Origin of the sequence: Metabacillus herbersteinensis, assembly GCF_042433335.1 — a bacterium.
GTDB classification, from domain to species: domain Bacteria; phylum Bacillota; class Bacilli; order Bacillales; family Bacillaceae; genus Metabacillus; species Metabacillus herbersteinensis.
Window position 1 is genome coordinate 1 of the sequence record NZ_JBHLVO010000026.1, and the last position, 23653, is coordinate 23653.

Below are 23653 nucleotides of genomic sequence, written 5' to 3' on the forward strand. Positions count from 1 at the left end.
CTGCATGCTAGAGGAATCAATAATAGTGAGCCACCAGCAACCCCTGAGGCACCGCAAGCGCATATAGCTGACAATACGCTGAGAATTATGGCTGTAGAGATGTCCACTTGAATGCCTAGTGTATGAACCGCGGCAAGCGTCAAAACAGAAATAGTAACCGCAGCACCAGCCATATTGACGGTTGCGCCTAATGGAATAGATACAGAATAGGTATCTTTATCTAAACCTAGTTTTTTGCATAATTTCATAAAAATTCAAGAGCGTTTTACGACGGAGCAAGTTGTCGAGGCGTCTGCTCAAATTTTTGAGCAGACGCCTTAGGCTAAGTTGAAGATGAAGCTTGGTGAGAATTCGATTAAAGGATTGCTGGCTGATTTTGGGGAGAATATTCACTTAGGTAAGATTAATGGGCGGTATGTGTTGCTTGTGGAGGCGGATTCGATTCAGTTTGAAAAGGGTGTTTCTCCGATTGAGTTTCATCGTCCGGATGAGTTGGGGGATATTATTGAGAGGATAAGTCGGAAGAGTGTTGGAGAGTAGAGAATTGGTGCTTTTGAAAAAGATATGAAGCATCTTGTAAGCGCTGTTACCACGATTAATTTTCCCCTAGACTTGACTTGACGGTCCTTGTTCCTTGTAAAAAATACTTGATTCTCTTACAATTTTTAAACTTACAGTATTCACACTATAGCAAATTCTCTTGTTTCTGACTTCATTAATAGTTCCAGTTGTTTTTGTTTTATGATTTGATGACTCATTATCATTTCCTCTAAGATAAAAATAGCCTCAACTCCTTAAAGGAATTGAGACTTCACTAATATTTATTCATTTGAACAGGAAAAGAGCATCGAAGAGGTCTTCCATGCTTTTTTCCTGTTCAATTAGAGTGTTTAAATAATACGGGTTGTCACGATGCCCGCGATTTGCTTGATTTGTTCCTCCAATTGAGGAACAATATCGCCGTTTACTTCGTTATCAATATCAATCAATGTGTACGCGTATCCCCCGCGGCTTCTGTTAACCATGTCAGCGATGTTCAAATTAAAGCTTGATAGAGCCATTGTGATCTGCCCAACCATGTTTGGAACGTTTTGATGGAAAGCTGCCACACGTCGCTTTCCTGTATAAGGAAGGGAAGCGTTTGGAAAATTCACTGAGTTTTTGATGTTTCCTGTTTCTAGAAATTCCTTCACCTGACGAGCCGCCATTACGGCACAGTTTTCCTCTGATTCTTGTGTAGAGGCACCAAGATGTGGAATTGGAACGACATTTTTCATTTTCAATACTTTTTCATTTGGGAAGTCTGTAATATATTTACCAACTTTTCCACTTTCAAGTGCAGCTTCCATATCCGTTTCGTTCACAAGCTCACCACGTGAGAAATTCAAAATATGAACACCTGGCTTCATAAAGCTAAATGTTTCTTGGTTAAACATACCTCTTGTGTCTTCGGTAAACGGAACGTGTACAGTAATATAGTCAGAGTTAGTAAACAACTGTTCAATCGTCAAAGCGCGCTGTACATTGCGAGACAAGTTCCATGCTGTATCAACAGAGATGAACGGGTCAAACCCAATCACATCCATGTCTAAATCGATCGCATCATTCGCTACAAGTGCACCGATCGCACCTAAACCGATTACACCCAGAGTTTTACCCTTAATTTCTTTTCCAACAAATTGTTTCTTTCCAGCTTCTACAAGCTTTGGAATTTGTTCACCTTCACCTTCTAACGTCTTTGTCCAGGCCACACCGGCAAAAAGGTTACGGGATGAAGCCATTAATGTGGTTAGTACCATTTCTTTTACTGCGTTAGCGTTAGCACCAGGGGTATTAAAAACAACAATTCCTTGTACAGTACATTTGTCGACAGGAATATTATTAACACCCGCCCCTGCTCTTGCAATTGCTTTTAAATTATTGGCAAATTCCATTGTATGCATGTTAAAGCTACGAAGAACAATGGCATCAGGGTTTTCACTAGTATTGTCGACCGTAAAGTTATCCTTATTAAATACATTTATCCCGACTTCTGCAATATTATTTAAGGTTCTAATTGTTTTTACTTTTTCTAAAGTTGTTGTGCTCATTTTGATTTCTCCTCTTTTCATTTATGTTAGTTTTCAAATTTTATGAATAGTTGTATTTTACTAAAACAATGGAATTTAAACGTAGTTTGAACTCAAATATCATCTCCTAATAAACAGAAAGAGGTAAGGAAATACTTCCCTTACCTCTGCCCAGGCGAACGGCTACGACACAATGTGCTCCCTCACGGTTATCCGCGCTTCGCCAGTCACACAAAGTCTTTTCATTTATTTTATTTTATCAGATTCTTCAGCAATCTTCAATCTCTATTTAAAGTTATCTCATTTACGTTCCTTTGGCTGAAAGTGGTGTGCTGATAATAAGAGAATCTTTCCTGCCAATTGCGTTTCATCGGTGGATGAGTTGAGAGAGAATACCTGAGAAGATTGATTAATATATTCTAAATAGCAACCAGGTAGAGACCGTTTTTTAGTCACTGAGGTTTTCTACCTATTTATTCTATGGAAACAATCTAATATTTTAGAAAGCAGCCTTCCTCAATTCCCCCGCACTCTCATAAGGCTCATCCGACATACTGATAGCCGAAACCACAGATACCCCATCTGCTCCTCCTTTAATCACGGAAGCAGCATTGTGTGCAGTAATCCCACCTATACCAACAATCGGAATTTGGATGCCTTTATCTCGTACTCTCTCAATTAGCTCTGTCCCTTGTACACTTTTCGCATCTTTTTTAGTCTTAGTATGAAAAACAGGTCCGATACCTAAATAATCGGCTCCTTCTAATATGGCTTTCTCAACTTCTTCTATAGAGTGTGTTGATACACCGAGTATTTTATCACCAATTTTTTGTCTGACTATTTCGGCTGATTCGTCATCTTGACCGATATGTACTCCATCTGCATCAAGGGCGATTGCTAATTCGATATCGTCATTGACGATGAATGGGATTTTGTGTTTTTTGCAAATGGTTTGTAGCTTTTTAGCGAATTCAATCTTGTCTCTGCCTTTTAATGAATTCTCTCCTTTTTCTCGGAATTGAAACTGTGTGATGCCTGCTTCAATTGCTTTGATTAAAACTTCCTCAGGATTCAATTTGCAGTTTTGACTCCCCATTATAAAGTACAAAGGTAATAGTTCACGCATTCTATCTGTTGAGATTCTAGACAAGTGAATTCAGCTCCTTTCGCCTTTTAAACGCCCAGTGGTTTGTTGGGCCATGTCCATTTCCTATTCCTAAATCATCTTCAATTGCAACCTGAATAAAATTTTTAGCTTCTTTAAAAGCAGCTTGGATGTTCTGCCCTTTTGCTAGTTCTGCTGTTAGTGCCGCGGCAAATGTACAGCCTGTTCCATGAGAGTTTTTTGTTTGAATTCGTTTACTTGTTAAGTAGGTGTATTCCTCTCCGTCATACAAAATATCAACGAGATTTTCACTGTCGACATCATGTCCACCTTTAATGATCACGTGTTTGGCACCGAGACGATGAAGATGTTTTGCAGCTTTTTTTCGATCCTCAAGGTTATGTATAGTCATGTCCGCTAAAACTTCTGCTTCAGGAATATTAGGTGTAATAACCAATGCAAGGGGTAACAGGTGTTGCTTCAGAGCATTGACCGCTTCGTTCTGTAGCAATGAAGCTCCTCCCTTTGCAATCATCACGGGATCGACGACAACACGTGTCCATTTAAACTGTTTGATTTTCTCAGAGACAGCTTCAATAATATCACTACTAAATAACATTCCAGTTTTAAGGGCATCTGTTCCAAGATCTGAACCGATCGCTTCAATTTGTTTAACAACTGCTTCAACAGATACAGGATAGACACCATGCACACCTAGCGTATTTTGAGCAGTCACCGCTGTGATCGCGGACATTCCAAATACATCTAGTTCTTGAAACGTTTTGATATCTGCTTGAATACCTGCCCCACCGCCACTGTCTGATCCTGCAATCGTTAAGGCCTTAAAAGTAGTCAAAATAATCCTCTCCCTTATCAATGATTAATTTTATCTATGGAACCATATTGAATGAGATCTTCAGCTGTTACGCTTGACAATTGGTTTAAAAACTCGATTTGAAAACTACCTGGACCTTCTTCTCCTTTTCGTGATGCAGCTATTTCAGCTGCAACTCCATAACTAGTGAGTGCTGCTATGGATGCCAAAATGAGATCCTTTTCTACTGCAGAAAAGGCACCTAAACAAGAACTTAATAAACATCCTGCTCCAGTTACCTTTGTTAACAGAGGATGGCCATTTTGAACAATATAGGTTGTTTTTCCATCAGTAACCACATCATCTTTGCCTGTTATAACAATAACCGTGTTTAGTTGGTTTGCTGCTTTTTGTGCCAATGAAACAATATCTCCATTCCCTTCACCAGCGTCTACACCTTTAATTGCCCAGTTATCCCCAATTACATTTGCAATTTCAGCTGCATTTCCCCTTAGAACCGAGATATTTACCTCATTTAAAATTTTCTTAGACGTCATTGTACGATAGGAGGTTGCACCAGCACCAACCGGATCAAAAATCACGGGTACTCCGTGATCGTTTGCTGATTTACCAGCGATAATCATTGCTTCTACATTTTCTTCAGTTAATGTTCCAATGTTTAATACAAGCGCACCTGCAATTTTCGCCATATCTGCAACCTCTTCTTTTGCGTAAGCCATTACCGGAGAAGCCCCTAATGCTAAAAGACCGTTAGCCGTAAAATTGGTGACAACCACATTGGTAATATTATGTACAAGAGGGTTCTGATTTCTCAATTTTTCTAATGTATTCGCAACCATCTCTATATTGATCATTTGTTTTTGATCTCCTAACTTTATTGTTTAGTAGGTTGAAATTTTCTTTTATTTCATAACAAGTCCACCGTCTACGTAAAGCGTTTGCCCTGTCATAAAACGACTCCAATCAGATGCTAAAAAAAGAACAGGACCGGCTATATCATCAGGTTTTGCAATTTTTCTAAGTGGTGTTTGAGAAATGAGCATCTCTTTCACTTCTTCTTTTGTGTGTTGACTTGCGGTTGTAGGGTAAACAAGTCCTGGGGCAACACAATTGACTCGCACACCAAAAGATCCAACTTCTGCTGCTAAATTGCGACTATAACCGACAAGAGCAGATTTAGCAGTTGTGTATTCATGGTAAGGAATAATTGGGTTTGCTACAAGATTACTCACAATATTGATAATGCTTCCACCTGTTTGTTTTTTCATTGCCTTTAAAGCTGCCTGACAAACATGGTGTGTTGATTTTACTGCACCGTTAATTTGTTCCTCGTAATCACCCCATGTAAGCTCATGTGCCAATTTACGATTGTCGGGATCAAATGTATAAGGTTTAAACGCGTTGTTAACGACCACATCGATTTTTCCCATTTCCAGCAAAATTTCTTCTACCATAGATTTGACATCACTCTCAGAAGTTACATCTGCTTGAATGGCCCATGAATCGCCGCCGAGTTTTACACAATTAGCTACAACTTCCTCGGCGGCTGTTTGATTTTGAAGATAATTTACGATAACTGTTGCACCTTCACCTGCAAAAGCTTTAGCAATGGAAGCTCCGATCCCACGACTTGATCCTGTTACTAAAACCACTTTGTCGCTAAACTTTCCCATTCATTTTACCTCCCTTATTTCTGCGGAATTAACTCGTCGCGTACAATCTCTGACATGTTTAGATCGTTTTTTATTAATCCGAGTTTTTTATACGTATCAGCAGCCTCCTGCAGTTTTTCTACTTCTAGAGTACCTAATCCTTTTTCTTCTGTTGCTTGAGAAACACTTGATGCGTTTCTTAATTTAATGATTTCAAGATTATTTTTTTCGTTTTTCCCGTCAATCGCATAGTCTACTGCCTTCGAAGCAGCTTCCTCTGGTTGTTCAATCATCCATTCCGCACTATTACGGTAACCATCTAAAAACTTGCTAATAAGTTCTTTCTTTTCCTGATATGTTTCTTCTGTGACGACAAAAACATCGCTTGGGAAGTTTAAATAGTCTTTTACTTCCATCACATTGACATCACCTAAACCTTTTTGTTCACCGATAAACAGACCTGTATCCGTAGCAGCTGTAGCATCTACTTGTCCTTGCATTAAGGGTGCAAAATTCAAAAGACCGGTTTCTACAATTGTTACGTCTTTTTCGGAAAGTCCAACTTGGTGCAAAAGAACCAATAAATTTTGCCGTGTTCCACTAGCGAGGCTATAAACGCCTATTTTTTTCCCTTTTAAGTCCTCGGGCTTTGTCATATTCTTTCCTTTTAATGACACGACATTGAATACATTTTGCGGATATATATTATAAATAACTCTAAGTTTTTCACCTTTGTCTAGTGCGAAAAATAGTGAACCAGGATCTGTAAAAGCAATGTCAGCATGTCCGGACAGAATATTTTTTATCGAATCTGCTCCACCTGCTCCAGGAATAAAGCTAATCTCTAAACCTTTTTCTTTAAAAAACTGTTTCTCATTATCTACCAATAAATTTGTCTGTTCGGTTATTGGTTGACTCCAACTCGCTACTTTAATTGATTCTAACTGACTTTTAGACTTTGTTGCCTCTTCGTTTTCTTTTACTGGAGATGAATTTGCACCACAAGCAGTTAAAGCAGCTAGTAATAATGATAATACTAATAATTTAAATCTCATTTAATTTTCCCCTTTGTGTACGGTCTAAGAAACCATTTTTCAATCAGGCAAACAAGTTGATAAAGAAAAATACCCATAAGCGTTAACAAGACTAAAATAGCAAACATTAGTGGCGTATCCATCATTCCTTGAGAAGCAATAATCAGCGCTCCCAATCCTTGGCTCGCACCAATAAATTCTCCGACCACTGCACCAACAACAGCCATGACAACAGCTACTCGAAATCCAGCCATAATTCCCGGTAATCCTGACGGGAGTTTAAGCCGGGTAAGTGTTTGCCATCGAGTTGCACCCAACACACGGAACAATTCTTGTTTTTTGGGGTCTACATACTGAATAGCTGTTATCGTATTTTCGAGCAATGGAAAAAAACAAATAAGAGCAGTAATGACAACTTTTGAGGTCATCCCAAATCCAAACCACAAAATAAATACAGGTGCCAATGCTAACTTTGGAACTGCCTGACTTGCGATTACATACGGCAACAACAATCGTCTTAAGAAATTGACTTCCCCCATGAGAATTCCTGTAACAAAGCCGAGAGTACTTCCCACTAAAAGCCCTAGTCCAACCTCAGATGTAGTAATCACAATATGAGGCAAAAAATAACCGCTTTTTAAACCCTCCCATAATGTAAAAAACACAACAGATGGAGCCGGCAAAACGAGCTCAGACATTGTACTTGCTAAACCTTCCCATGCGATGAGTAAGCATACAAATAATAAGAAAGAATAGATTTCAACTTTTTTCATGATGATCCTGCTCCACTCATTGCGTGGCGTACTTTCAAACATAGCTCATTAAAAGTAGTTTCATATTTCATCTCTACAGAACGCTGCTTTTGCAAAGGTACACCCAAGTCAAAAGTAATCCGTCCTTCTTCCATCACTGCCACTCGATTTGCTAGATAAATAGCCTCTGTAATGTCATGTGTTATAAATAAGACTGTTGTATTCTGCAATTGACATACCTTTAATAAGTCATCCTGAAGCTCTTCCCTCGTAATTGCGTCCAATGCAGCAAACGGTTCGTCTAAAAATAGCATCGCAGGTTCTTTTATAAGTGCTCTTGCAATAGCGACTCTGCTTTGCTGTCCGCCTGAAAGCTCTCCTGGATAGTTGTTGTGATAATTTGAGAGACCCATTAGTTGTAATAAAAAGTTGGCACGATTACGATCTTCGATAGTTGGTCTTCCCTTAAGAGAAATTGGCAGAAGGATGTTATCCAGAACCGTTTTCCATTCCAATAGTGTTGGTGACTGAAACACAAAGCCTACGTCAGGTGAAGGTTTTATTACCTCTTTATTTTGCATATAAACGGCACCTTCATCTGGACGTATAAGCCCAGATGCTATTTTTAGTAAAGTTGTCTTGCCACAACCACTTCTCCCTAGCAAACAATGAAACTCTCCCTTTTTTATCTCCCATTCTATATTGTGAAGAATTGTTTTTTTCTCCTCATAGCTGTACGAAATTTGGTCGATTACTAAAAAGCTCAAAAAATCCTCTCCTAATCTACATACGGTGCGATACTCTCTGCATACTCTTCTGCTGTGTGTTCAATATCCACCATATTGACTAAATCAAGTAAATTAAAGCGTCCATCGTGGTGCCATCCTGATTCCGGTGATGTCATATTTCCAAGCCCTGTAATACGAGTAACTCCAGCTCTAGCTAACAAATCAGCTAGATGGAAAAGCTCTTTAGGAGCAGCGGCCACTCCGACAGTTTGCAGATAAGAACGGTTTGATGTAATCGTTTTTATCATGTCTTCAAATTCCTCAATTGCCACCACTTTAATCGACCGATTTAAACAGCTTGGTAAAAGTTCGCCACCTTTTTCCTCATAAAAGACTGTCCAAGCTCCTGACTTTTCTCCAACAATTGCGTTATTTGCATTTGTCAGGGTAGCAAGCTCTGCCTGCTGGCGCCAACTAGCGAGTGTTGTCGTTTCTTCTATTGATAAAGCACGTCGTGGGTATCTATTTTCAAAGCTTTCAAGTTCATGTGCCAAATAGTGGGCAAATTCTCTTGGTGAAACATTCCCACCTTTTTGAACATAAATAACATGTGGTGAGTAACACCCTTGTTGGTCATACCGAACAACATCATAGGCGGCCTGATTGGCTGTTTTCAAAGCTTTTCGAGAGTCGAGACTTGCTTTTGAAATAACACCAAAGCTAATTTTATGACCAAACGGTAAAAAGCGAGTTGAGATTGGAATACGTTTCCTGAGAGATTGAAGTGATGCGTTCCCACCGTAACCAACGACAACATCTGCTTGTTTAAATAGAGAACACTCTCGCTCTTCATCTCCCCCCTTCCACCAAACAACAGCTAGACAATCTGCAAGCCTTGGCTCTATCTCTGTTAACAACTGTGCAAACCAGCCCGCAAAAAGAGGTTCAGAGCTTGATACTTTTCCGATATTACCTGACTTTACGAGTAAACCTGAGATAAGACTCCATAAAGGCAGACCAGGTACGTTCCCAGACCAAATATGGACTGTTAAATCAGGACCAACTGCCTTTGAAAACCCTCTCTTGACTCTTGGTTGAAAATCATCAAGAACCATCGGATTAGAAAAATCCTCAACAAGAAATCGCTGCAATTCTTGTTTTCGAAATGATTTTAAGTAGGACGTTAATCCGAGTCGAATAAGTTCTTCATCATAGCCAGTTATAATCGGCAACATTCTCTCTGCCTTTTGACGATATGGATTTGTACGATCAAGAAGCTGTTCAATAACTTGGTCGATCAACTTCACAATGTCTGCAACAGAAAAAGATTTTAATCTTTCTGCACTCGCCTTTTTTACTCTATCAACTACCTTATTCATCTGCTCAATTGTTAATAAAGGAACTTTGACTTCAATTGTTTCTTTTTGTCCCTCAAAAACCAATGTTTTATAAGTGAATTCCTCTTCACCGATATTGGGAAGATAGCCTGCTGTTTCGTTCATTACGACGGCCCCTTTGCAGCTTTAAGAAACTCGTCGACTGCAATCGAACAGCCTTTCGCTTCAGTTCCTTGCACCCTTCCCAACAACAAAAAGCCTGTATTCTTTTCAATGCCTAAATCCTCTGTCAAAACGGTAGTGACAGAATTATAATTAGCTAAATCACAGTGAACAAGAACTCCTTGCTCACCTTTTGGTACGTCATCTCCTGTTAGAGGATTTACGACGCGGGTTCGTAGCCAATATGGCCCGGATTTTATAGATGGCACTTTCTCATTGCCCCAATCATAAAGCTGCGTGCTGAGTTCCGTCATTCCGTACATATTGATGCAATTTGAACGATCGACACCAAGGGTTGAACCCAATTGTTCATAAAAATCATTAAGACTCAGTTCTCTTGATTGATTTTTAAAACCACCAGTATCTAGTATTTTGCTACCTTTAGGTAACGAAAAGGATTTTCCTAGTTTGTGTAGTTCATCAAATAAATGAACAAAGCTAAATGAAGCACCAAGTAGCGCAAAAGCTTCACCTGATTTTTCAGCATGTTCAAGCTCTCCAATTAATGCTTTAATTTGTAGCCCCTGATTATCAACAAAATAGCGACTATCATCTGTACCAAACGTCTGATAGGCTAAGGCCAAATAATGAGCTAATGAGGAATTTTGTATGTTATCCTCATTTGGAAAAAGAATTGCCATCCGTATTTTTTCCATGTCTTTCATAAACCGTTCTTTAAAATTAGAAATCATTGATTTGTCATAAACTTCTAATGTAGGGTGGTAATGCTTGCCTCTAATACCTTTTGTTGTCCCACTTGTCATAAAAATTTCTTCTGCTCTTTCTGGTAGTTCACAACTTAAGGGAAGCTCTTTAAATGCATTAATCGGAACAGGTGGTATCTCTCTCCAAGATTTAACGGTTCTTAACGTTTTTCCTTTCTGTCTGCAATACGATTGGTATGGGCGATTATGTTGATACTGATAAGCAAATAAATATAAGGCTTGTTTGTTAAACGCTTCCTCTGAACCGTCGGCATTTTCTATAAAATGAAGCACACGTTTGATTATTTCTTCCTGTGTCAATTGTGATCACAAACCTTTCTGAAAAAAATAAAAAAACACTTTGCGCAGGCAAAGTGTTCATGATTATCCCTAATCATCTTCCCTGCGCTGGCATTATCCAACAGGTTCCTACGGTCTACGACGGTTTAGTCGTACTCTCAGCCTGCTTCCACAAGCTCCCGATATATAGTTATGATATGACTAAAAGTCTACGCCCAGGTTGATAAAATTGCAAGAATTATCGTTATTTAAGACGATAGAAAATAGTTAACTCCCTATAAAATGCAAGTAATTGTAAAAACCCACAAACTATACTATAGTAATAGGATTAATAGTTATTTAACGTAGAGAGGTATTGGGATGGTATACGACCAAAAACGAGAAAACGAGTTGAATCAACTAAGGAAAGAAAATCGTTTATTAAAAGAGCTAGTTTCTGAGCTACCTTTTTCTTTTACTTATGAGCATCAACAATATGGGTTAAGAGTAGAAAAAGCTGAAGGAAAAAGCGAGCCACTAATAGAAAATTCGCATTCCAAGAATTCAGCCAATCAAGCAAGAGATCCATTAACGATTACATCCGAAATTAGTTCTTTTCAACAAACAGAAGCTTTGTTGTCACTAATATTAGACTCTGTTCCACATCATATTGTGTTTATCGATCAGCTTGGAATTATTACGTTATGTAATCTAGAAGCAGCTAATGATTTGGGAATAAATAGAGATAAAATAATTGGTAAACACATTCGTGAGCTTTTAAATATTCCTGATGAGCAAATTGTTACACTCGAAACGATTCGAACAGGCAAGGAAATAGTAGACCGTGAGATTCTCGATCGTAATTATGGCATTATTAACACAAGAATCATTAAAAATAACGATGGGTCTATTATGAGAGTTATCGGTACCTTTCATTTTCTGAATGCAATAAAAGAGGCGGAAAAGCAAGCGCTGGCAGGTAGAATTGCGGCAGGAATTGCTCATGAAATTAGAAACCCACTAACAACCGTCCGAGGATATTTGCAATTTCTATCAGGGAAAATAGACAAAGAAACAGCTGAATTATTCACAAATTTACTAATTACTGAAATCGATCGAGCGAACAAAATAATTTCAGAGTTTTTAACCATTGCAAAGCCAGTTCAGACAAAAACTGAACAACTAAATATTAAAGTTTTTCTCGAAGATTATCTTGGCAGACTTCTTCACAGTGAATCGCTACTTTATAATATCGACTTAAACTATCTACATCATCCATCCACCGAGCAAATGTTCATTAAGGCTGACCGTGATGAACTACACAGCAACTAGTAATAAAAACGGAACAACTTTTACAATTGAGCTACCCGTTATTCCGTTGCCAGTCTAAATCACACTTTAAAAAACAGCGAATCTATCGCTGTTTTTTTGTTTAATAAAGTGTAGAGTTTCAGTTGTTAGAGGTGACTTGGAAGCGTTTCCCTAAAAGTTTTGTATAAAAGACACAATGATTTATTTGAATCTTTGTATATTTAATACATTGTTAATGTTTATTGCAAAAATGTAAAATTGTAAATAAATCGTCACAATTTATTAAACGAAAAACATAAAAGAAATTAGTACTATTTATGGGGGTGTTTTAAATGGAAGTATTGACTAGAGATTTTTTCCTGTTTTTATCTAAAAATAAAGTTCTAAATCGCGCTGCCCAAAACTGGGGTAAGAATATTGCCTCTGGTAAGATCATTGGTGGAAACGATTTTACTTCTTCAATTAAATTTATCAAGATGTTAAATTCTCAAGGTTTATCCGTAACGGTTGATCATTTAGGTGAGTTTGTTACGAACAAAGATGTAGCAAGAGAAAGAACGGAAGAATGTATTCAAACGATAAAAATGATTGCTAGAGAAAACTTAGATTCACAAGTCTCGTTAAAAATGACTTCGTTAGGTCTGGATATTGACCATGCTCTCGTCTATGAAAATATGTCCCGAATCTTAGAAACTGCTGAAAAGCATAATATTATGGTCACGATCGATATGGAAGATGAACAAAGATGTCAAGCAACTCTTGATATATTTAAAGATCTTAGAAAACGCTTTCAAAATGTCAGCACTGTTATTCAGGCCTATTTATATCGTACTGAAAAAGATATTGAAGATTTAAATCAATATAGTCCCTTTCTACGCCTCGTAAAAGGTGCTTATAAAGAGTCACCAGAAGTTGCGTTTCCAGAGAAAAAGGATGTAGATGAAAATTATAAAAAGATCATCAAAATGCATCTTCTAAATGGACATTATACGGCAATTGCTTCCCATGATGATGCAATGATCGAGTATACAAAACAGTTTGCACTAGATCATAACATTCCTAAAGATCAATTTGAATTTCAAATGTTATATGGTATGCGATCACAAACTCAACTCGATTTAGTGAAACAAGGATACAAAATGCGTGTGTATGTACCCTATGGTCAAGATTGGTATGGATATTTCATGAGACGACTTGCCGAACGCCCATCCAATATTGCGTTTGCTTTCAAGGGGATGACAAAAAAATAATTCACTAAAAAAGGAGATTAAAATATGACTACAGCTTATAAACATGAACCATTCACAGACTTTACTAATGAGGAAACAAAGAATGCATTTAAAATAGCACTTTCCCAAGTGCAAGAAATTATGGGAAATGACTATCCTCTTGTTATTGGAGGAGAACGTTTTACAACAGAAGATAAAATCACCTCTATTAACCCTGCTAATAAAGCCGAAATCGTAGGAACTGTTTCTAAAGCTACAAAAGAACATGCTGAAAAAGCCATCCAAGCTGCAGCAGAAGCTTTTGAATCTTGGAGAAATTGGAATCCAGAAGCAAGAGCGGATATTCTATTCCGTGCTGCTGCAATTATTCGCCGCAGAAAGCATTATTTTTCTGCCCTTCTTGTAAAAGAAGCAGGGAAACCCTGGAATGAAGCAGATGCAGATACAGCTGAAGCAATTGATTTTCTGGAATACTATGCTCGTCAAATGATTGAACTTGCAAAGGGTAAACCAGTGAATAGCCGTGAAGGTGAAAAAAATAACTATATATACACTCCTACTGGTGTAACTGTTGTTATTCCACCATGGAACTTTTTATTCGCGATTATGGCTGGTACTACAGTAGCTCCGATCGTAACGGGTAACACGGTTGTCCTAAAACCGGCAAGTACGACACCAGTTATTGCTGCAAAGTTTGTTGAAGTTTTAGAAGAAGCTGGTCTTCCAAAAGGCGTTGTAAACTTAGTACCGGGTAGCGGTTCTGAGATTGGTGACTATTTAGTCGACCATCCGAAAACAAGCCTTATTACGTTTACTGGATCTCGCGAAGTTGGTACCCGTATTTTCGAACGTGCAGCAAAAGTTCATCCAGGACAAATGCACTTAAAACGTGTGATCGCTGAAATGGGTGGAAAAGATACGGTCGTTGTTGATAAAGATTGTGATCTAGAATTAGCGGCTCAATCTATTTTTGCTTCTGCATTTGGTTTTTCTGGTCAAAAATGTTCTTCAGGTTCTCGTGCTGTTGTACATGCAGACGTTTACGATCACATTCTAGGGCGTGTGATTGAGATTACTGAAAAACAAATTGTAGGAAATCCTGAAAATGCAAAAACATACATGGGACCAGTGATTGATCAAAATTCATTTGACAAAATCATGGATTATATTACTATTGGTAAAGGTGAAGGTCGCTTAGTAAGTGGTGGAAACGGCGATGATTCAAAAGGATATTTTATCGAGCCTACGATCTTTGCTGATTTAGATCCAAAAGCTCGACTTATGCAAGAAGAAATTTTTGGACCTGTCGTAGCATTCTCTAAATTCTCTTCTTTTGATGAAGCATTAGAAATTGCAAACAATACTGAATATGGTCTAACAGGTGCTGTTATTACGAATAATCGTGAGTATATTGAGCGTGCTAAACGTGAATTCCATGTAGGAAACTTATACATTAATCGAACTTGTACTGGTGCTATTGTTGGTTATCACCCATTTGGTGGATTTAAAATGTCTGGTACAGACTCGAAAGCTGGGGGTCCAGATTATCTAGCTCTTCACATGCAAGCAAAAACAATAAGTGAAATGCTTTAAAGTTTAAGAGAAAGCAACTTTTTTAGTTGCTTTCTCTTAAACGAACAAAAGGGAGCGCTTTCATTAAAGAGAAAATAGTTTATAAAATAAAGGGGAGACAATATGGAAAACACTCAATTAATTCTTTCAATCTGTATTTATATGATTGGTATGCTTTCGATTGGTTATTACGCTTATAAACGCACTTCTAATTTAACAGATTATATGCTTGGCGGTCGTACACTAGGACCAGCGGTTACAGCACTAAGCGCAGGTGCTTCGGATATGAGTGGCTGGCTGATGATGGGGTTACCTGGCGCAATGTTCGCAACTGGACTAAGTGGTTCATGGATTGTTCTTGGTTTAACGCTTGGAGCTTGGCTCAACTGGCTTTACGTAGCACCTCGCCTACGAATATTTACCGAACTAACTGACTCAATTACAATTCCTGGTTTTCTGGAAAATCGCTTTGAAGATAAATCTAAAATGTTACGTTTGTTTTCAGGTATCGTAATTTTAGTCTTTTTCACTTTTTATGTATCGGCTGGAATGGTTTCCGGTGCCGTTTTATTTAACAGTATTCTTGATTTAGACTACCATCTAGGTTTATGGATTATTACTGGAGTTACTGTTGCCTACACTCTATTTGGTGGATTTTTAGCTGTTAGTTGGACAGATTTTGTTCAAGGAATTATCATGGTTGTTGCTCTCGTTCTTGTACCTATTGTTGCTCTATTTTACACAGGTGGTCCAGGTGAAACAATCACAACCATTCAATCTGTCAATATAGACCTATTAGATATTTTTAAAGGAACAAGTATCCTTGGAATTGTCTCTTTATTTGCATGGGGACTTGGATACTTTGGACAACCACATATTATCGTTCGCTTTATGGCCATTTCATCTGTAAAGGAAATCAAAAAAGCTCGTCGTATCGGTATGGGCTGGATGATTTTTTCTACTGTAGGGGCGATGTTAACTGGTTTTATCGGGATTGCCTTCTTTGCTAAGGAGGGGCTTACGCTAGAAGATCCAGAAACAATCTTTATTGAATTAGGAAATATTCTCTTTCACCCTATCATCACAGGCTTTTTAATATCAGCTATTTTAGCTGCTGTAATGAGCACAATCTCTTCACAATTACTAGTAACATCAAGTTCACTAACAGAAGATATGTATAAAACATTTTTCCGTCGTTCCGCTTCTGATAAAGAGCTCGTATTTTTCGGACGACTTTCTGTACTAGTCGTTTCGGTGATTGGTTTAATCCTAGCATGGGAGCAAAACGATACGATTTTAGGTTTAGTAAGTTATGCATGGGCGGGTTTTGGAGCCGCATTTGGTCCTATGATCATCCTAAGCTTATATTGGAAACGAATGACAAAGTGGGGTGCACTTGCAGGAATGATCGTTGGTGCAGTTACCGTGATCATTTGGTCAAACCTAGGTCTTTCAGCTACTCTTTATGAAATCATTCCTGGTTTTGCTGCTAGTTTATTGTCCATATATGTTGTAAGTTTACTAACACCGATGCCAAGCAAACAAATTGTCGAGAATCTTGACCAGGTAAAAAATAGTTTAAATAATTAATCTTATAAGTGGGGCTAACTCTTTTAAGCAATCTTTCTGCTTACGGAGTTAGCCCTTAATTATTTATATCGCTTCCCCCCTATTTACACAAAGAAACGAATTATTAAATTTCGTTTGGGAAGAATTCGAACTATACATACTCCTTCTTTCAAAGTATGATAATAAGGATAAATTGTGATATAGGAGCTAATGGTATGAATGAGCTATTAGAACAAGTTTACTCAATGTCTAATATTGATGAAATTATTGATCTTGTAAGTAATGAACTAAAGAAGCCCATTGTTCTTGAGAGTGATCATTTTTTCTTATTAGCTTATAATTCTTATTACATCAATCAATTTGATGTGGCCAATCAACAAACAATCTTTTCGAAAAAATGTCCGTTAGAAATTTTTGAAAAGTTTGTTGAAACAGGCATTATCGACCAATTAAAAACAAACCCAGTCCCCTTTCGTGTCAAGCAAATTAAGGAAATTGGACTAAACCAAAGAGTCGTTGTGAGCGCGAAACATAAAGATAATATAATGGGATATATTTGGGTCCAAGAAATTGAAAACGTTTTGACAGATGAAGAATTAGCTTTTTTGTTTGATGTATCTTTCCATTTAGGTAAATTAATAGATAAAATGAATCAGTTAAAACATCAAAAAGAGGAAAAAATAGAACAATTATTTAGAGGAGCTATTCACAATCATTATAAGACGGAAAAAGAAATAAAATGGGAAGCAGAAAACATCAACATCGTTTTACCTTCTGTTTTTTCCGTATTGGTATTAAATGCTGTTTATGCCGAAAAAGACCTAATAGAAGAATTAAAGGAAACGATAAGTTCCTATTTAAATTTAAAAGATAAAGTAAGCCACGCGTTTGTAGATCAATCAAATATCGTGATTATCCTTGGTTGTTTTTCTAAAAAAATCTCTACGTCTTCAGCAGCAATGGATTTAGTAGAAAATTTACTTACGCATTTTAATACAAAAAGGTTTTCAGATATTTTTATAGGGATCGGAAATGAATATGAGCATTTATTGTCTTTAAGACAGAGTTACTTAGAGGCCCTTGAAGTGCTAAAGGTAGCTGAACTTGTTGATAGTCAGGAAAATGTTCCTTACGAATACTCTAAACTCGGTGTTTTTAGGTATCTTAATGTTATTGACCAAAAAAATAAACAAACCCAATATATCAATAGTAACCTACGAATATTAATCGAGAAAGATAAAGAAAACCAATCTGAGCTTCTCAAGACTTTAGAAATTTATTTGTTTAATAACTGCAAATTAAAGTCCACTGCTGAACAAATGTTTATCCACCTTAATACTCTGAATTATCGATTAAAACAAATAACAGAATTGACTACCATTGATTTTGGCGATTTTAATATGAAATGCCAACTTTTTATAGATATAATGCTATTAAAAAAATCGTAAAGGTTAAAAAACTATACCTTTACGATTTTTTTATTTTAATGAATTTAAAATGGGGAAGACTAACAATTTGCTATTAACTCTTTACATATTGCTTCGCAGCTAAAATTTGTACCTCAATTGAGCCGCTTTGAAGATCAACATTTGTTTTAATCATAATTGGGTAGTTTTTGTTATTCATAAACTTCAAGTCTTTAAAACCATAAGCAACCGTCGCATCTTTTCCAGCCGGAACATAGCCAATTGATCTTGAATGATTGTGTACTTCGAGGATCTCCAAACCTGCAGCGGTTACTGCGTTGTATAAGGTACTAGAAGTTTGACAAATTCCTCCTCCATAGCCCTCAACAAACTCCTTATTTACTATTTCCATCGCTTTTTGGTAGCCTCTCTCAGGAGTTCGATCTCCTGTGATTAGGTTAAAATAAAAACGGTCACCAGGTCCTAGGATGATTTGGTTAATATCCCCTGCGGATAATTCAATGTTAGCGCTTCTACCAGCTACACTAGGATCAAAAGTTGTTTTATATGAGCCTATTACACTTTCATCAATTCCCTTAATCGTATCAGCAGTCACATTGGGTATTGTTTCTACAATAGGTAATTCGATCATTCTATCCAATGGACTTAATGCTTTCAACGTTTCGATCATTTTTTCCTCATCTAAAACCACTCTGTTCTTGCCTTCCGTTAATTGCCCGCTTTTGTCGATCATTTTTGGCACCATCGGCTTGTCAACTTCTTTAGCTAAATTTGATGCTAACTGTTTTAACTCTTTTTCTTCTGTTTCTAGATTAAGAACATCCAAAGGTAAAAATGTAGACAAAACATCTCCATTTCTTCCGTCAATTAAACTTACAGTTGCATCAAATTTCTTATCTTCTAACATAACAGATTTTTCTGGAACTGAAACTGAAGTTTTAATCTCTTCCTTCTCTTTACCCCCAACAACACTTAAACTACAACCTGACAGCAGTACTAATACAGCTAAAGCTCCTGGAATGATAAATTTACCCATTCTCTCTCCCACACTTTGTTTATATTTTTTTATTGTTCAACCAATAATTTGAGCTACTTCTTTGTTCGTTAAAAAATCAACAATACATTTACATATATTCATATTTTAACAAATTATTTCATTTAAATGTTAAAAAATTCTAATTTTATGTAAAGTTGGATGTTTTTTAATTATTTTGTTCACATTTGTTCGATAAAAAGATGTCTGTTCTAGGAAGTAGAGCTGAGTGTATGATAAATGTAAATAACCCGCCAAAAATTCAGCGGGGTGGTTCATTCTATTCAGGATACATTTTAGGGTTACTTGGCTAAAACCTTAATAAATTCTCTCATATAGTCGGGTAGGTCTGGTGGACGGCGACTTGAGATGAGGTTTCCGTCAACAACCACTGGCTCATTAAGCCAAGTTGCGCCAGCGTTAGTCATATCATCTTTAATACCTGGTGTACTTGTTACTTTTTTACCTTCTAGTATTTTAGCTGATATTAACACCCAGCCAGCATGACAGATTTGACCAATTGGCTTTTTCTGTTCATTCATGATGCGGACCATGTTTAATACGTCTTCATAGCGTCTTAGTTTATCAGGTGACCAACCACCTGGAACTAAGATCGCGTCATAATCATTCGGATTTATGTCCTTAAATGTTAGCTCAGTAACGATAGGAACGCCATATTTGCCAACGTACTCTTCATTCGATTTTTCCCCGACAATATGAACTGTAGCTCCTTCTTCTCTTAGTCTTAAAACAGGATACCATAGCTCAAGGTCCTCAAAGTCATCGCTTACGAGTTGAATAACTTTCTTATTTTGTAGCAGCATCAGACATTCTCCTTTACAATTGTTTATTGTTAGCACCATTTTGAGGTACGAGTTACTGAAATGCAACTACCTAAGAAACTTTTACCTATTCCTTTATGATTAATCCCATTAATCTTGAAAAACCTATCGCCTGATCTGAAGACACAATACATCCTTCTAAATCCTCCCTCGACACGGTTAACTGTTCAAACTGGTTCTTACTTAAATCAATTCCTTTAAGTGAAGATCCACCGAAATTTGCTTCATTTAAGTTGCAGTCTATAAACTCTACCTTGTTCAATTTGACTTCATAAAAATCCGCATTACTTAAAGAAGAATCTGTAAAGCTAGTTTGTTTTAAATCTGAGTATCCAAAAGAACTGAGGTTTAAATAACATCCCTTGAATACAACATTACGTAACGTTGCTTCTGACAAATTAATTCCTAATAACTTACAATTTTTCATTTCAACTCTATGTAGAACCGCTCCTCTAAACTGTACATTTGATAAGTCACATTTATCAAAAATGACATCTGTACATTCAATTGATTTAAAGGACACGTCAATAAAGGTGACATTTTGAAAAACTACCTGATCAAAACGTAATCTATGGATATCCTTTTCATCAATTGTACAGTTACTTATTAAACACTGTTCAACATACAAGTCATCTGTTATTTCCTCGTCTAAAACGGCAGTTCTCAAGCTTTTTGGAATTTTAGCTTGCTGAATCTTCATTGTATTTGTCATTTTTTTTCATCCTTACTAATTTGTTTCTTCTATCTTACATTAACATAAAACCTAGTAATCTGGAAAAATGAAGAAGACTTTCTTACTTAGCTTTCATGTTAAAATGACGGTTAGGATGTGAGTATTATGAAGAAAAATTTGTTCATTCTTGTTATTCTATTTCCTTTTCTATTAAGCTTAGACTCAGGAGTATACGATTCTAGTTATTATGCAAAATATCAATCACCAGAAGGTATTTTGTTTTTAAGCTACTCACAACATTGGGACGAAAATAAATTAGAGAAGCTCTATGAAGAACTACTAAAAAATAATCACGGGGAAGAAATTGATTTGCTACAAGAAGTTAGGGTTAGAGGCGAATCTCTGGATACCACACCTACACGTGGAAGTTTTCACGCACTAACAAACACGATTACCTTATATCAAGGCGATACGTACCGAGATCCATCTGATTACACTGAGACTTTATCGCATGAATATGGGCATCATTTTAGCTATTTTCATTTCAAATCTCATCATTTTCCGTTTTCAACCTACCATGAATTGAGAAAATTGAAGGAAGAGCCTATTCGCTGGGATGCTTTTTGGAACTATACGAATGGTCATCACAAATGGTTTCCTCAAGAAATTATCGCGGATGATTATCTATTATTATTTGGTCCTACTCATAAAATGGAAAAGAGAGACGTTTATACGAATGAAGCTTTCTATTTAAGAACACAGCATGAAAATCAGGAGATAGCAAATGTATTAGAAAACAAAGAGCTTCATGACTATTTTGAAAAAATAAGTGGGTTGCAAGTTGATTCAAACCGACTAATTGAAACACCAGAGCTTATTGAATTTCAGAGAAACCAACTTATCTTTACGAGTACACCTAGAGAAAATATTGCCTACCGTTTGAATGTTACATTTTATAATAAGGAAAATAAAGTCCATAAAGAAGAACTTTATTACATCACTAGCAATAATGAAAATAGTCGAGTGATTTTTGACTTAACGAATTCAGTGAATAATTATAGTCCAACTTATTTTAAATTTACAATTGACGTCGTTGATCTAAATACGTCAATTGGATTTGAAACAAAAGAAATGATGTTAGATAATGTAGTTAAAAGGTAATAAAAAGCAATCGGAGCTTGTATCCGATTGCTTTTTATTTATTTGCCGATAAACATTTGCGTCCAATAATTTCCATCCTGTGTATGTCCTACACCGATGTGAGTGAAATCTCCGCTTAAAATATTTTTACGATGACCTTCACTTTTCATCCATGCTTGAACGACTTGCTCAGGTGACTGCTGTCCTTGTGCGATATTTTCACCTGCTGTTTTATAATCAACTCCAAAATCCCTCATCATATCAAAAGGTGAGCCATAGGTTGGGCTTGTGTGTGAGAAATAATTATTTTCCTTCATATCATCAGATTTTTTACCTGCAACATTGCTTAAAGGATTATCTGCTTTCAAATCAGGTAAACCATTTTTTCTTCTTTCAGCATTTGTTAATTCTATGACCTTAGTTTCAGCTGCAGTAATTCCTTCTGCAGCTTGATCCGCCTGTGGTTGTTGTTGCTCTTGTTCTGGCGGATTAGCTGGTGCTTCTTGTTTCGGTTGTTCTTGTGGCTGATTCGGCTCTGCATTTTCTTGTTGTGGTTGAGGTGCTGGCTGTTGTGGAGCCGTTGCATCTGGTTGTGGAGCACCCTCTTGTCGATGTCTTTCATTAGGATTAGCTTTATAAAACTTAAATTCACCTTGTTGAATTTGTTTACTGTGTGGGAATTTTTCACTTGGAATTGTCGTGCTGAATGAATTCTGATCAATTGTTAAATGACCAGTTCCCACTTGTTGAATTCCCTCTCCACCGCTTCGATTAGGATTGTCCCTATTAGCAGTATCAAGGGCATTATCATTATTATTACAAGCAACAAGCATAACAAAAAATATACTTGTAACAAAAACTGTTACCTTTTTTCTTATCATTGAAAATACCTCCTCTTGTCGATTTGCTACCCTCTTATAATTTTCATTTCCTTGAAAAATATAAGTGGTAATAATCGAGAAAAAAGGAGGCAAGCTAGATTATAGGATTCGTGCTTATGTGTTAGACGTATATACCCTTTGTTCTAAAGTCGCATTTCCGATTCAGGATCAAAGAAATGAGCCTTTTCCATATTCAAAAATAAAGCAATCATGTCACCCGGCTCAACTGTAGAACTCGAATCAACACGAGATACGAAATCTTGTTCATTAACCTGAGAGTACAGCATTGTTTCAGCGCCCATGAGTTCTGCAACGTCAATCTTTACCTGAATGACAGAATCTTGAGGATCCTTAATATTCTCAGGATTGTCGTGAATTTCTTCGGGTCTTATACCTAAGATTATTTCTTTATTTTCATAGCCCTGTGTGCGTAATTCAGCCAATTTATGGGTTGGAACCGCAATAGATTCACTTCCAATTTGAAAGGTATTATCTTTTAGAAAACCTGTAAAAAAATTCATGGCCGGTGAGCCAATAAATCCACCTACAAAAATGTTAACAGGCTCTTCGTATACTTCTTTAGGTGAACCCACTTGTTGAATGATTCCATCTTTCATAACAACTAGTCGAGTGGCCATTGTCATCGCTTCTGTTTGATCATGAGTAACATATATCGTTGTCGTCTGTAATCGTTGGTGGAGCTTTGTTATTTCTGCTCGCATTTGTACGCGAAGTTTTGCATCTAAATTTGATAAGGGTTCGTCCATTAAAAATACTTTTGCATCACGAACAATCGCTCGTCCTAGCGCAACTCGTTGACGTTGTCCACCAGAAAGGGCTTTTGGCTTTCGATCTAGGAACTGCTCAAGGCCTAAAATTTTAGCAGCTTCTTTTACACGGCGGTCAATTTCTTCTTTAGGGAATTTTCGGAGTTTTAAACCAAAAGCCATATTATGATAAACATTCATGTGAGGATATAGAGCATAGTTCTGAAAAACCATGGCAATATCACGATCCTTCGGTGCAACATCATTCATTCGTTTTCCATCAATAAATAAGTCACCATTCGAGAGATCTTCAAGACCGGCTACCATTCGAAGTGTCGTTGACTTTCCGCACCCAGATGGGCCAACAAATACAATAAATTCTTTATCCTTAATATCAAGATTAAAGTCTTTTACAGCCGTTACTTTTTTATCATATATCTTATTTATATGTTCAAGTCGTAATTCAGCCATTTTGTCATCCTCCAGATGTGA

The 23653-nt window shown here is 37.0% G+C and carries 21 protein-coding genes, 2 pseudogenes and 1 riboswitch; of the genes and pseudogenes, 7 read left to right on the forward strand and 16 right to left on the reverse strand.

Annotated features, from left to right (window positions below; genetic code table 11):
- Positions 1 to 248: pseudogene (locus tag ACFFIX_RS21030) on the reverse strand (cation:dicarboxylate symporter family transporter); the annotation flags it as partial.
- Position 249: 1 nt separating this feature from the next.
- Here ACFFIX_RS21030 and ACFFIX_RS21035 point away from each other — a divergent pair.
- Positions 250 to 540: pseudogene (locus tag ACFFIX_RS21035) on the forward strand (DUF3900 domain-containing protein); the annotation flags it as partial.
- A gap of 350 nt (positions 541 to 890) precedes the next feature.
- Here ACFFIX_RS21035 and ACFFIX_RS21040 read toward each other — a convergent pair.
- The 10 genes from ACFFIX_RS21040 to ACFFIX_RS21085 all read right to left on the reverse strand — a co-directional run bounded on the left by ACFFIX_RS21040 (position 891) and on the right by ACFFIX_RS21085 (position 10732).
- Positions 891 to 2090 carry a phosphoglycerate dehydrogenase gene (locus ACFFIX_RS21040; RefSeq protein ID WP_378937572.1) on the reverse strand — a complete coding sequence of 400 codons (1200 nt, stop codon included), beginning with the start codon at positions 2088 to 2090 and terminating at the stop codon, positions 891 to 893.
- A 141-nt stretch (positions 2091 to 2231) separates the two neighbouring features.
- A riboswitch (ZMP/ZTP riboswitch) is annotated at positions 2232 to 2310 on the reverse strand.
- Between the two features lie 258 nt (positions 2311 to 2568).
- Positions 2569 to 3219 carry a thiamine phosphate synthase gene (gene thiE / locus ACFFIX_RS21045; RefSeq protein ID WP_378937574.1) on the reverse strand — a complete coding sequence of 217 codons (651 nt, stop codon included), beginning with the start codon at positions 3217 to 3219 and terminating at the stop codon, positions 2569 to 2571.
- Entirely contained in the window at positions 3212 to 4030 is an 819-nt protein-coding gene (gene thiD, locus ACFFIX_RS21050) for a bifunctional hydroxymethylpyrimidine kinase/phosphomethylpyrimidine kinase (RefSeq protein ID WP_378937576.1), read from the reverse strand. Before thiD ends, thiE begins: the two co-directional genes overlap by 8 nt.
- Positions 4031 to 4047: 17 nt before the next feature.
- Positions 4048 to 4860 (reverse strand): hydroxyethylthiazole kinase, encoded by an 813-nt coding sequence (gene thiM / locus ACFFIX_RS21055; RefSeq protein WP_378937685.1) that lies wholly within the window; start codon positions 4858 to 4860, stop codon positions 4048 to 4050.
- A 51-nt stretch (positions 4861 to 4911) separates the two neighbouring features.
- Complete coding sequence (locus tag ACFFIX_RS21060; protein WP_378937578.1) at positions 4912 to 5682, reverse strand: 3-oxoacyl-ACP reductase; 771 nt, start codon at positions 5680 to 5682, stop codon at positions 4912 to 4914.
- Between the two features lie 14 nt (positions 5683 to 5696).
- Positions 5697 to 6716, reverse strand: coding sequence for an ABC transporter substrate-binding protein (locus ACFFIX_RS21065; RefSeq protein ID WP_378937581.1), 1020 nt, complete (start codon positions 6714 to 6716; stop codon positions 5697 to 5699).
- Entirely contained in the window at positions 6713 to 7468 is a 756-nt protein-coding gene (locus ACFFIX_RS21070) for an ABC transporter permease (protein ID WP_378937583.1), read from the reverse strand. The genes ACFFIX_RS21065 and ACFFIX_RS21070 overlap by 4 nt, the downstream gene beginning before the upstream one ends.
- Positions 7465 to 8214 (reverse strand): ABC transporter ATP-binding protein, encoded by a 750-nt coding sequence (locus ACFFIX_RS21075; RefSeq protein WP_378937585.1) that lies wholly within the window; start codon positions 8212 to 8214, stop codon positions 7465 to 7467. Before ACFFIX_RS21075 ends, ACFFIX_RS21070 begins: the two co-directional genes overlap by 4 nt.
- Positions 8215 to 8225: 11 nt before the next feature.
- Entirely contained in the window at positions 8226 to 9677 is a 1452-nt protein-coding gene (locus ACFFIX_RS21080; RefSeq protein WP_378937588.1) for an acyl-CoA reductase, read from the reverse strand.
- Complete coding sequence (locus ACFFIX_RS21085) at positions 9677 to 10732, reverse strand: LuxE/PaaK family acyltransferase (RefSeq protein ID WP_378937589.1); 1056 nt, start codon at positions 10730 to 10732, stop codon at positions 9677 to 9679. Before ACFFIX_RS21085 ends, ACFFIX_RS21080 begins: the two co-directional genes overlap by 1 nt.
- Positions 10733 to 11098: 366 nt before the next feature.
- On the opposite strand from ACFFIX_RS21085, the gene ACFFIX_RS21090 reads away from it, so the two are divergent.
- The 5 genes from ACFFIX_RS21090 (at position 11099) to ACFFIX_RS21110 (ending at position 17846) form a co-directional block, all read left to right on the forward strand.
- Entirely contained in the window at positions 11099 to 12049 is a 951-nt protein-coding gene (locus ACFFIX_RS21090) for a histidine kinase dimerization/phospho-acceptor domain-containing protein (RefSeq protein ID WP_378937591.1), read from the forward strand.
- Between the two features lie 311 nt (positions 12050 to 12360).
- Complete coding sequence (locus ACFFIX_RS21095) at positions 12361 to 13278, forward strand: proline dehydrogenase family protein (protein ID WP_378937592.1); 918 nt, start codon at positions 12361 to 12363, stop codon at positions 13276 to 13278.
- A gap of 24 nt (positions 13279 to 13302) precedes the next feature.
- Positions 13303 to 14850 carry an L-glutamate gamma-semialdehyde dehydrogenase gene (gene pruA / locus ACFFIX_RS21100; RefSeq protein ID WP_378937594.1) on the forward strand — a complete coding sequence of 516 codons (1548 nt, stop codon included), beginning with the start codon at positions 13303 to 13305 and terminating at the stop codon, positions 14848 to 14850.
- Positions 14851 to 14952: 102 nt separating this feature from the next.
- Positions 14953 to 16419 carry a sodium/proline symporter PutP gene (putP, locus tag ACFFIX_RS21105; protein ID WP_378937596.1) on the forward strand — a complete coding sequence of 489 codons (1467 nt, stop codon included), beginning with the start codon at positions 14953 to 14955 and terminating at the stop codon, positions 16417 to 16419.
- A gap of 194 nt (positions 16420 to 16613) precedes the next feature.
- Positions 16614 to 17846, forward strand: coding sequence for a PucR family transcriptional regulator (locus ACFFIX_RS21110; RefSeq protein WP_378937598.1), 1233 nt, complete (start codon positions 16614 to 16616; stop codon positions 17844 to 17846).
- A 73-nt stretch (positions 17847 to 17919) separates the two neighbouring features.
- Here ACFFIX_RS21110 and ACFFIX_RS21115 read toward each other — a convergent pair whose 3' ends face one another.
- The 3 genes from ACFFIX_RS21115 to ACFFIX_RS21125 all read right to left on the reverse strand — a co-directional run bounded on the left by ACFFIX_RS21115 (position 17920) and on the right by ACFFIX_RS21125 (position 20412).
- The gene (locus ACFFIX_RS21115) at positions 17920 to 18861 is read right to left on the reverse strand and encodes a VanW family protein (protein WP_378937600.1); all 942 of its coding nucleotides are present in this window, start codon (positions 18859 to 18861) and stop codon (positions 17920 to 17922) included.
- A 299-nt stretch (positions 18862 to 19160) separates the two neighbouring features.
- A complete protein-coding gene (locus tag ACFFIX_RS21120; protein WP_378937602.1) occupies positions 19161 to 19682 on the reverse strand; it encodes a type 1 glutamine amidotransferase domain-containing protein in 522 nt (173 codons plus the stop codon).
- Between the two features lie 85 nt (positions 19683 to 19767).
- Positions 19768 to 20412 (reverse strand): pentapeptide repeat-containing protein, encoded by a 645-nt coding sequence (locus ACFFIX_RS21125; protein WP_378937603.1) that lies wholly within the window; start codon positions 20410 to 20412, stop codon positions 19768 to 19770.
- A gap of 126 nt (positions 20413 to 20538) precedes the next feature.
- Between ACFFIX_RS21125 and ACFFIX_RS21130 the strand changes: the two genes are divergently transcribed.
- Positions 20539 to 21534, forward strand: coding sequence for a hypothetical protein (locus tag ACFFIX_RS21130; protein ID WP_378937604.1), 996 nt, complete (start codon positions 20539 to 20541; stop codon positions 21532 to 21534).
- Positions 21535 to 21572: 38 nt separating this feature from the next.
- Here the strand turns inward: ACFFIX_RS21130 and ACFFIX_RS21135 are convergent, their stop codons facing one another.
- On the reverse strand, positions 21573 to 22394 hold the full coding sequence (locus tag ACFFIX_RS21135) for a CAP domain-containing protein (RefSeq protein ID WP_378937606.1): 822 nt from the start codon (positions 22392 to 22394) through the stop codon (positions 21573 to 21575).
- Positions 22395 to 22537: 143 nt separating this feature from the next.
- Positions 22538 to 23632 carry an oligosaccharide ABC transporter ATP-binding protein MsmX gene (locus ACFFIX_RS21140; RefSeq protein ID WP_378937608.1) on the reverse strand — a complete coding sequence of 365 codons (1095 nt, stop codon included), beginning with the start codon at positions 23630 to 23632 and terminating at the stop codon, positions 22538 to 22540.
- Positions 23633 to 23653: the final 21 nt, after the last annotated feature.

Excerpts from the sequence above, each read along its gene's own strand:
- ACFFIX_RS21040 (WP_378937572.1), bottom strand. The coding sequence starts at position 2,090 with ATGAGCACAACAACTTTAGAAAAAGTAAAAACAATTAGAACCTTAAAT.
- ACFFIX_RS21060 (WP_378937578.1), bottom strand. The coding sequence starts at position 5,682 with ATGGGAAAGTTTAGCGACAAAGTGGTTTTAGTAACAGGATCAAGTCGT.
- ACFFIX_RS21065 (WP_378937581.1), bottom strand. The coding sequence starts at position 6,716 with ATGAGATTTAAATTATTAGTATTATCATTATTACTAGCTGCTTTAACT.
- ACFFIX_RS21070 (WP_378937583.1), bottom strand. The coding sequence starts at position 7,468 with ATGAAAAAAGTTGAAATCTATTCTTTCTTATTATTTGTATGCTTACTC.
- ACFFIX_RS21080 (WP_378937588.1), bottom strand. The coding sequence starts at position 9,677 with ATGAACGAAACAGCAGGCTATCTTCCCAATATCGGTGAAGAGGAATTC.
- ACFFIX_RS21090 (WP_378937591.1), top strand. The coding sequence starts at position 11,099 with ATGGTATACGACCAAAAACGAGAAAACGAGTTGAATCAACTAAGGAAA.
- ACFFIX_RS21095 (WP_378937592.1), top strand. The coding sequence starts at position 12,361 with ATGGAAGTATTGACTAGAGATTTTTTCCTGTTTTTATCTAAAAATAAA.
- pruA (WP_378937594.1), top strand. The coding sequence starts at position 13,303 with ATGACTACAGCTTATAAACATGAACCATTCACAGACTTTACTAATGAG.
- putP (WP_378937596.1), top strand. The coding sequence starts at position 14,953 with ATGGAAAACACTCAATTAATTCTTTCAATCTGTATTTATATGATTGGT.
- ACFFIX_RS21110 (WP_378937598.1), top strand. The coding sequence starts at position 16,614 with ATGAATGAGCTATTAGAACAAGTTTACTCAATGTCTAATATTGATGAA.
- ACFFIX_RS21115 (WP_378937600.1), bottom strand. The coding sequence starts at position 18,861 with ATGGGTAAATTTATCATTCCAGGAGCTTTAGCTGTATTAGTACTGCTG.
- ACFFIX_RS21120 (WP_378937602.1), bottom strand. The coding sequence starts at position 19,682 with ATGCTGCTACAAAATAAGAAAGTTATTCAACTCGTAAGCGATGACTTT.
- ACFFIX_RS21125 (WP_378937603.1), bottom strand. The coding sequence starts at position 20,412 with ATGACAAATACAATGAAGATTCAGCAAGCTAAAATTCCAAAAAGCTTG.
- ACFFIX_RS21130 (WP_378937604.1), top strand. The coding sequence starts at position 20,539 with ATGAAGAAAAATTTGTTCATTCTTGTTATTCTATTTCCTTTTCTATTA.
- ACFFIX_RS21135 (WP_378937606.1), bottom strand. The coding sequence starts at position 22,394 with ATGATAAGAAAAAAGGTAACAGTTTTTGTTACAAGTATATTTTTTGTT.
- ACFFIX_RS21140 (WP_378937608.1), bottom strand. The coding sequence starts at position 23,632 with ATGGCTGAATTACGACTTGAACATATAAATAAGATATATGATAAAAAA.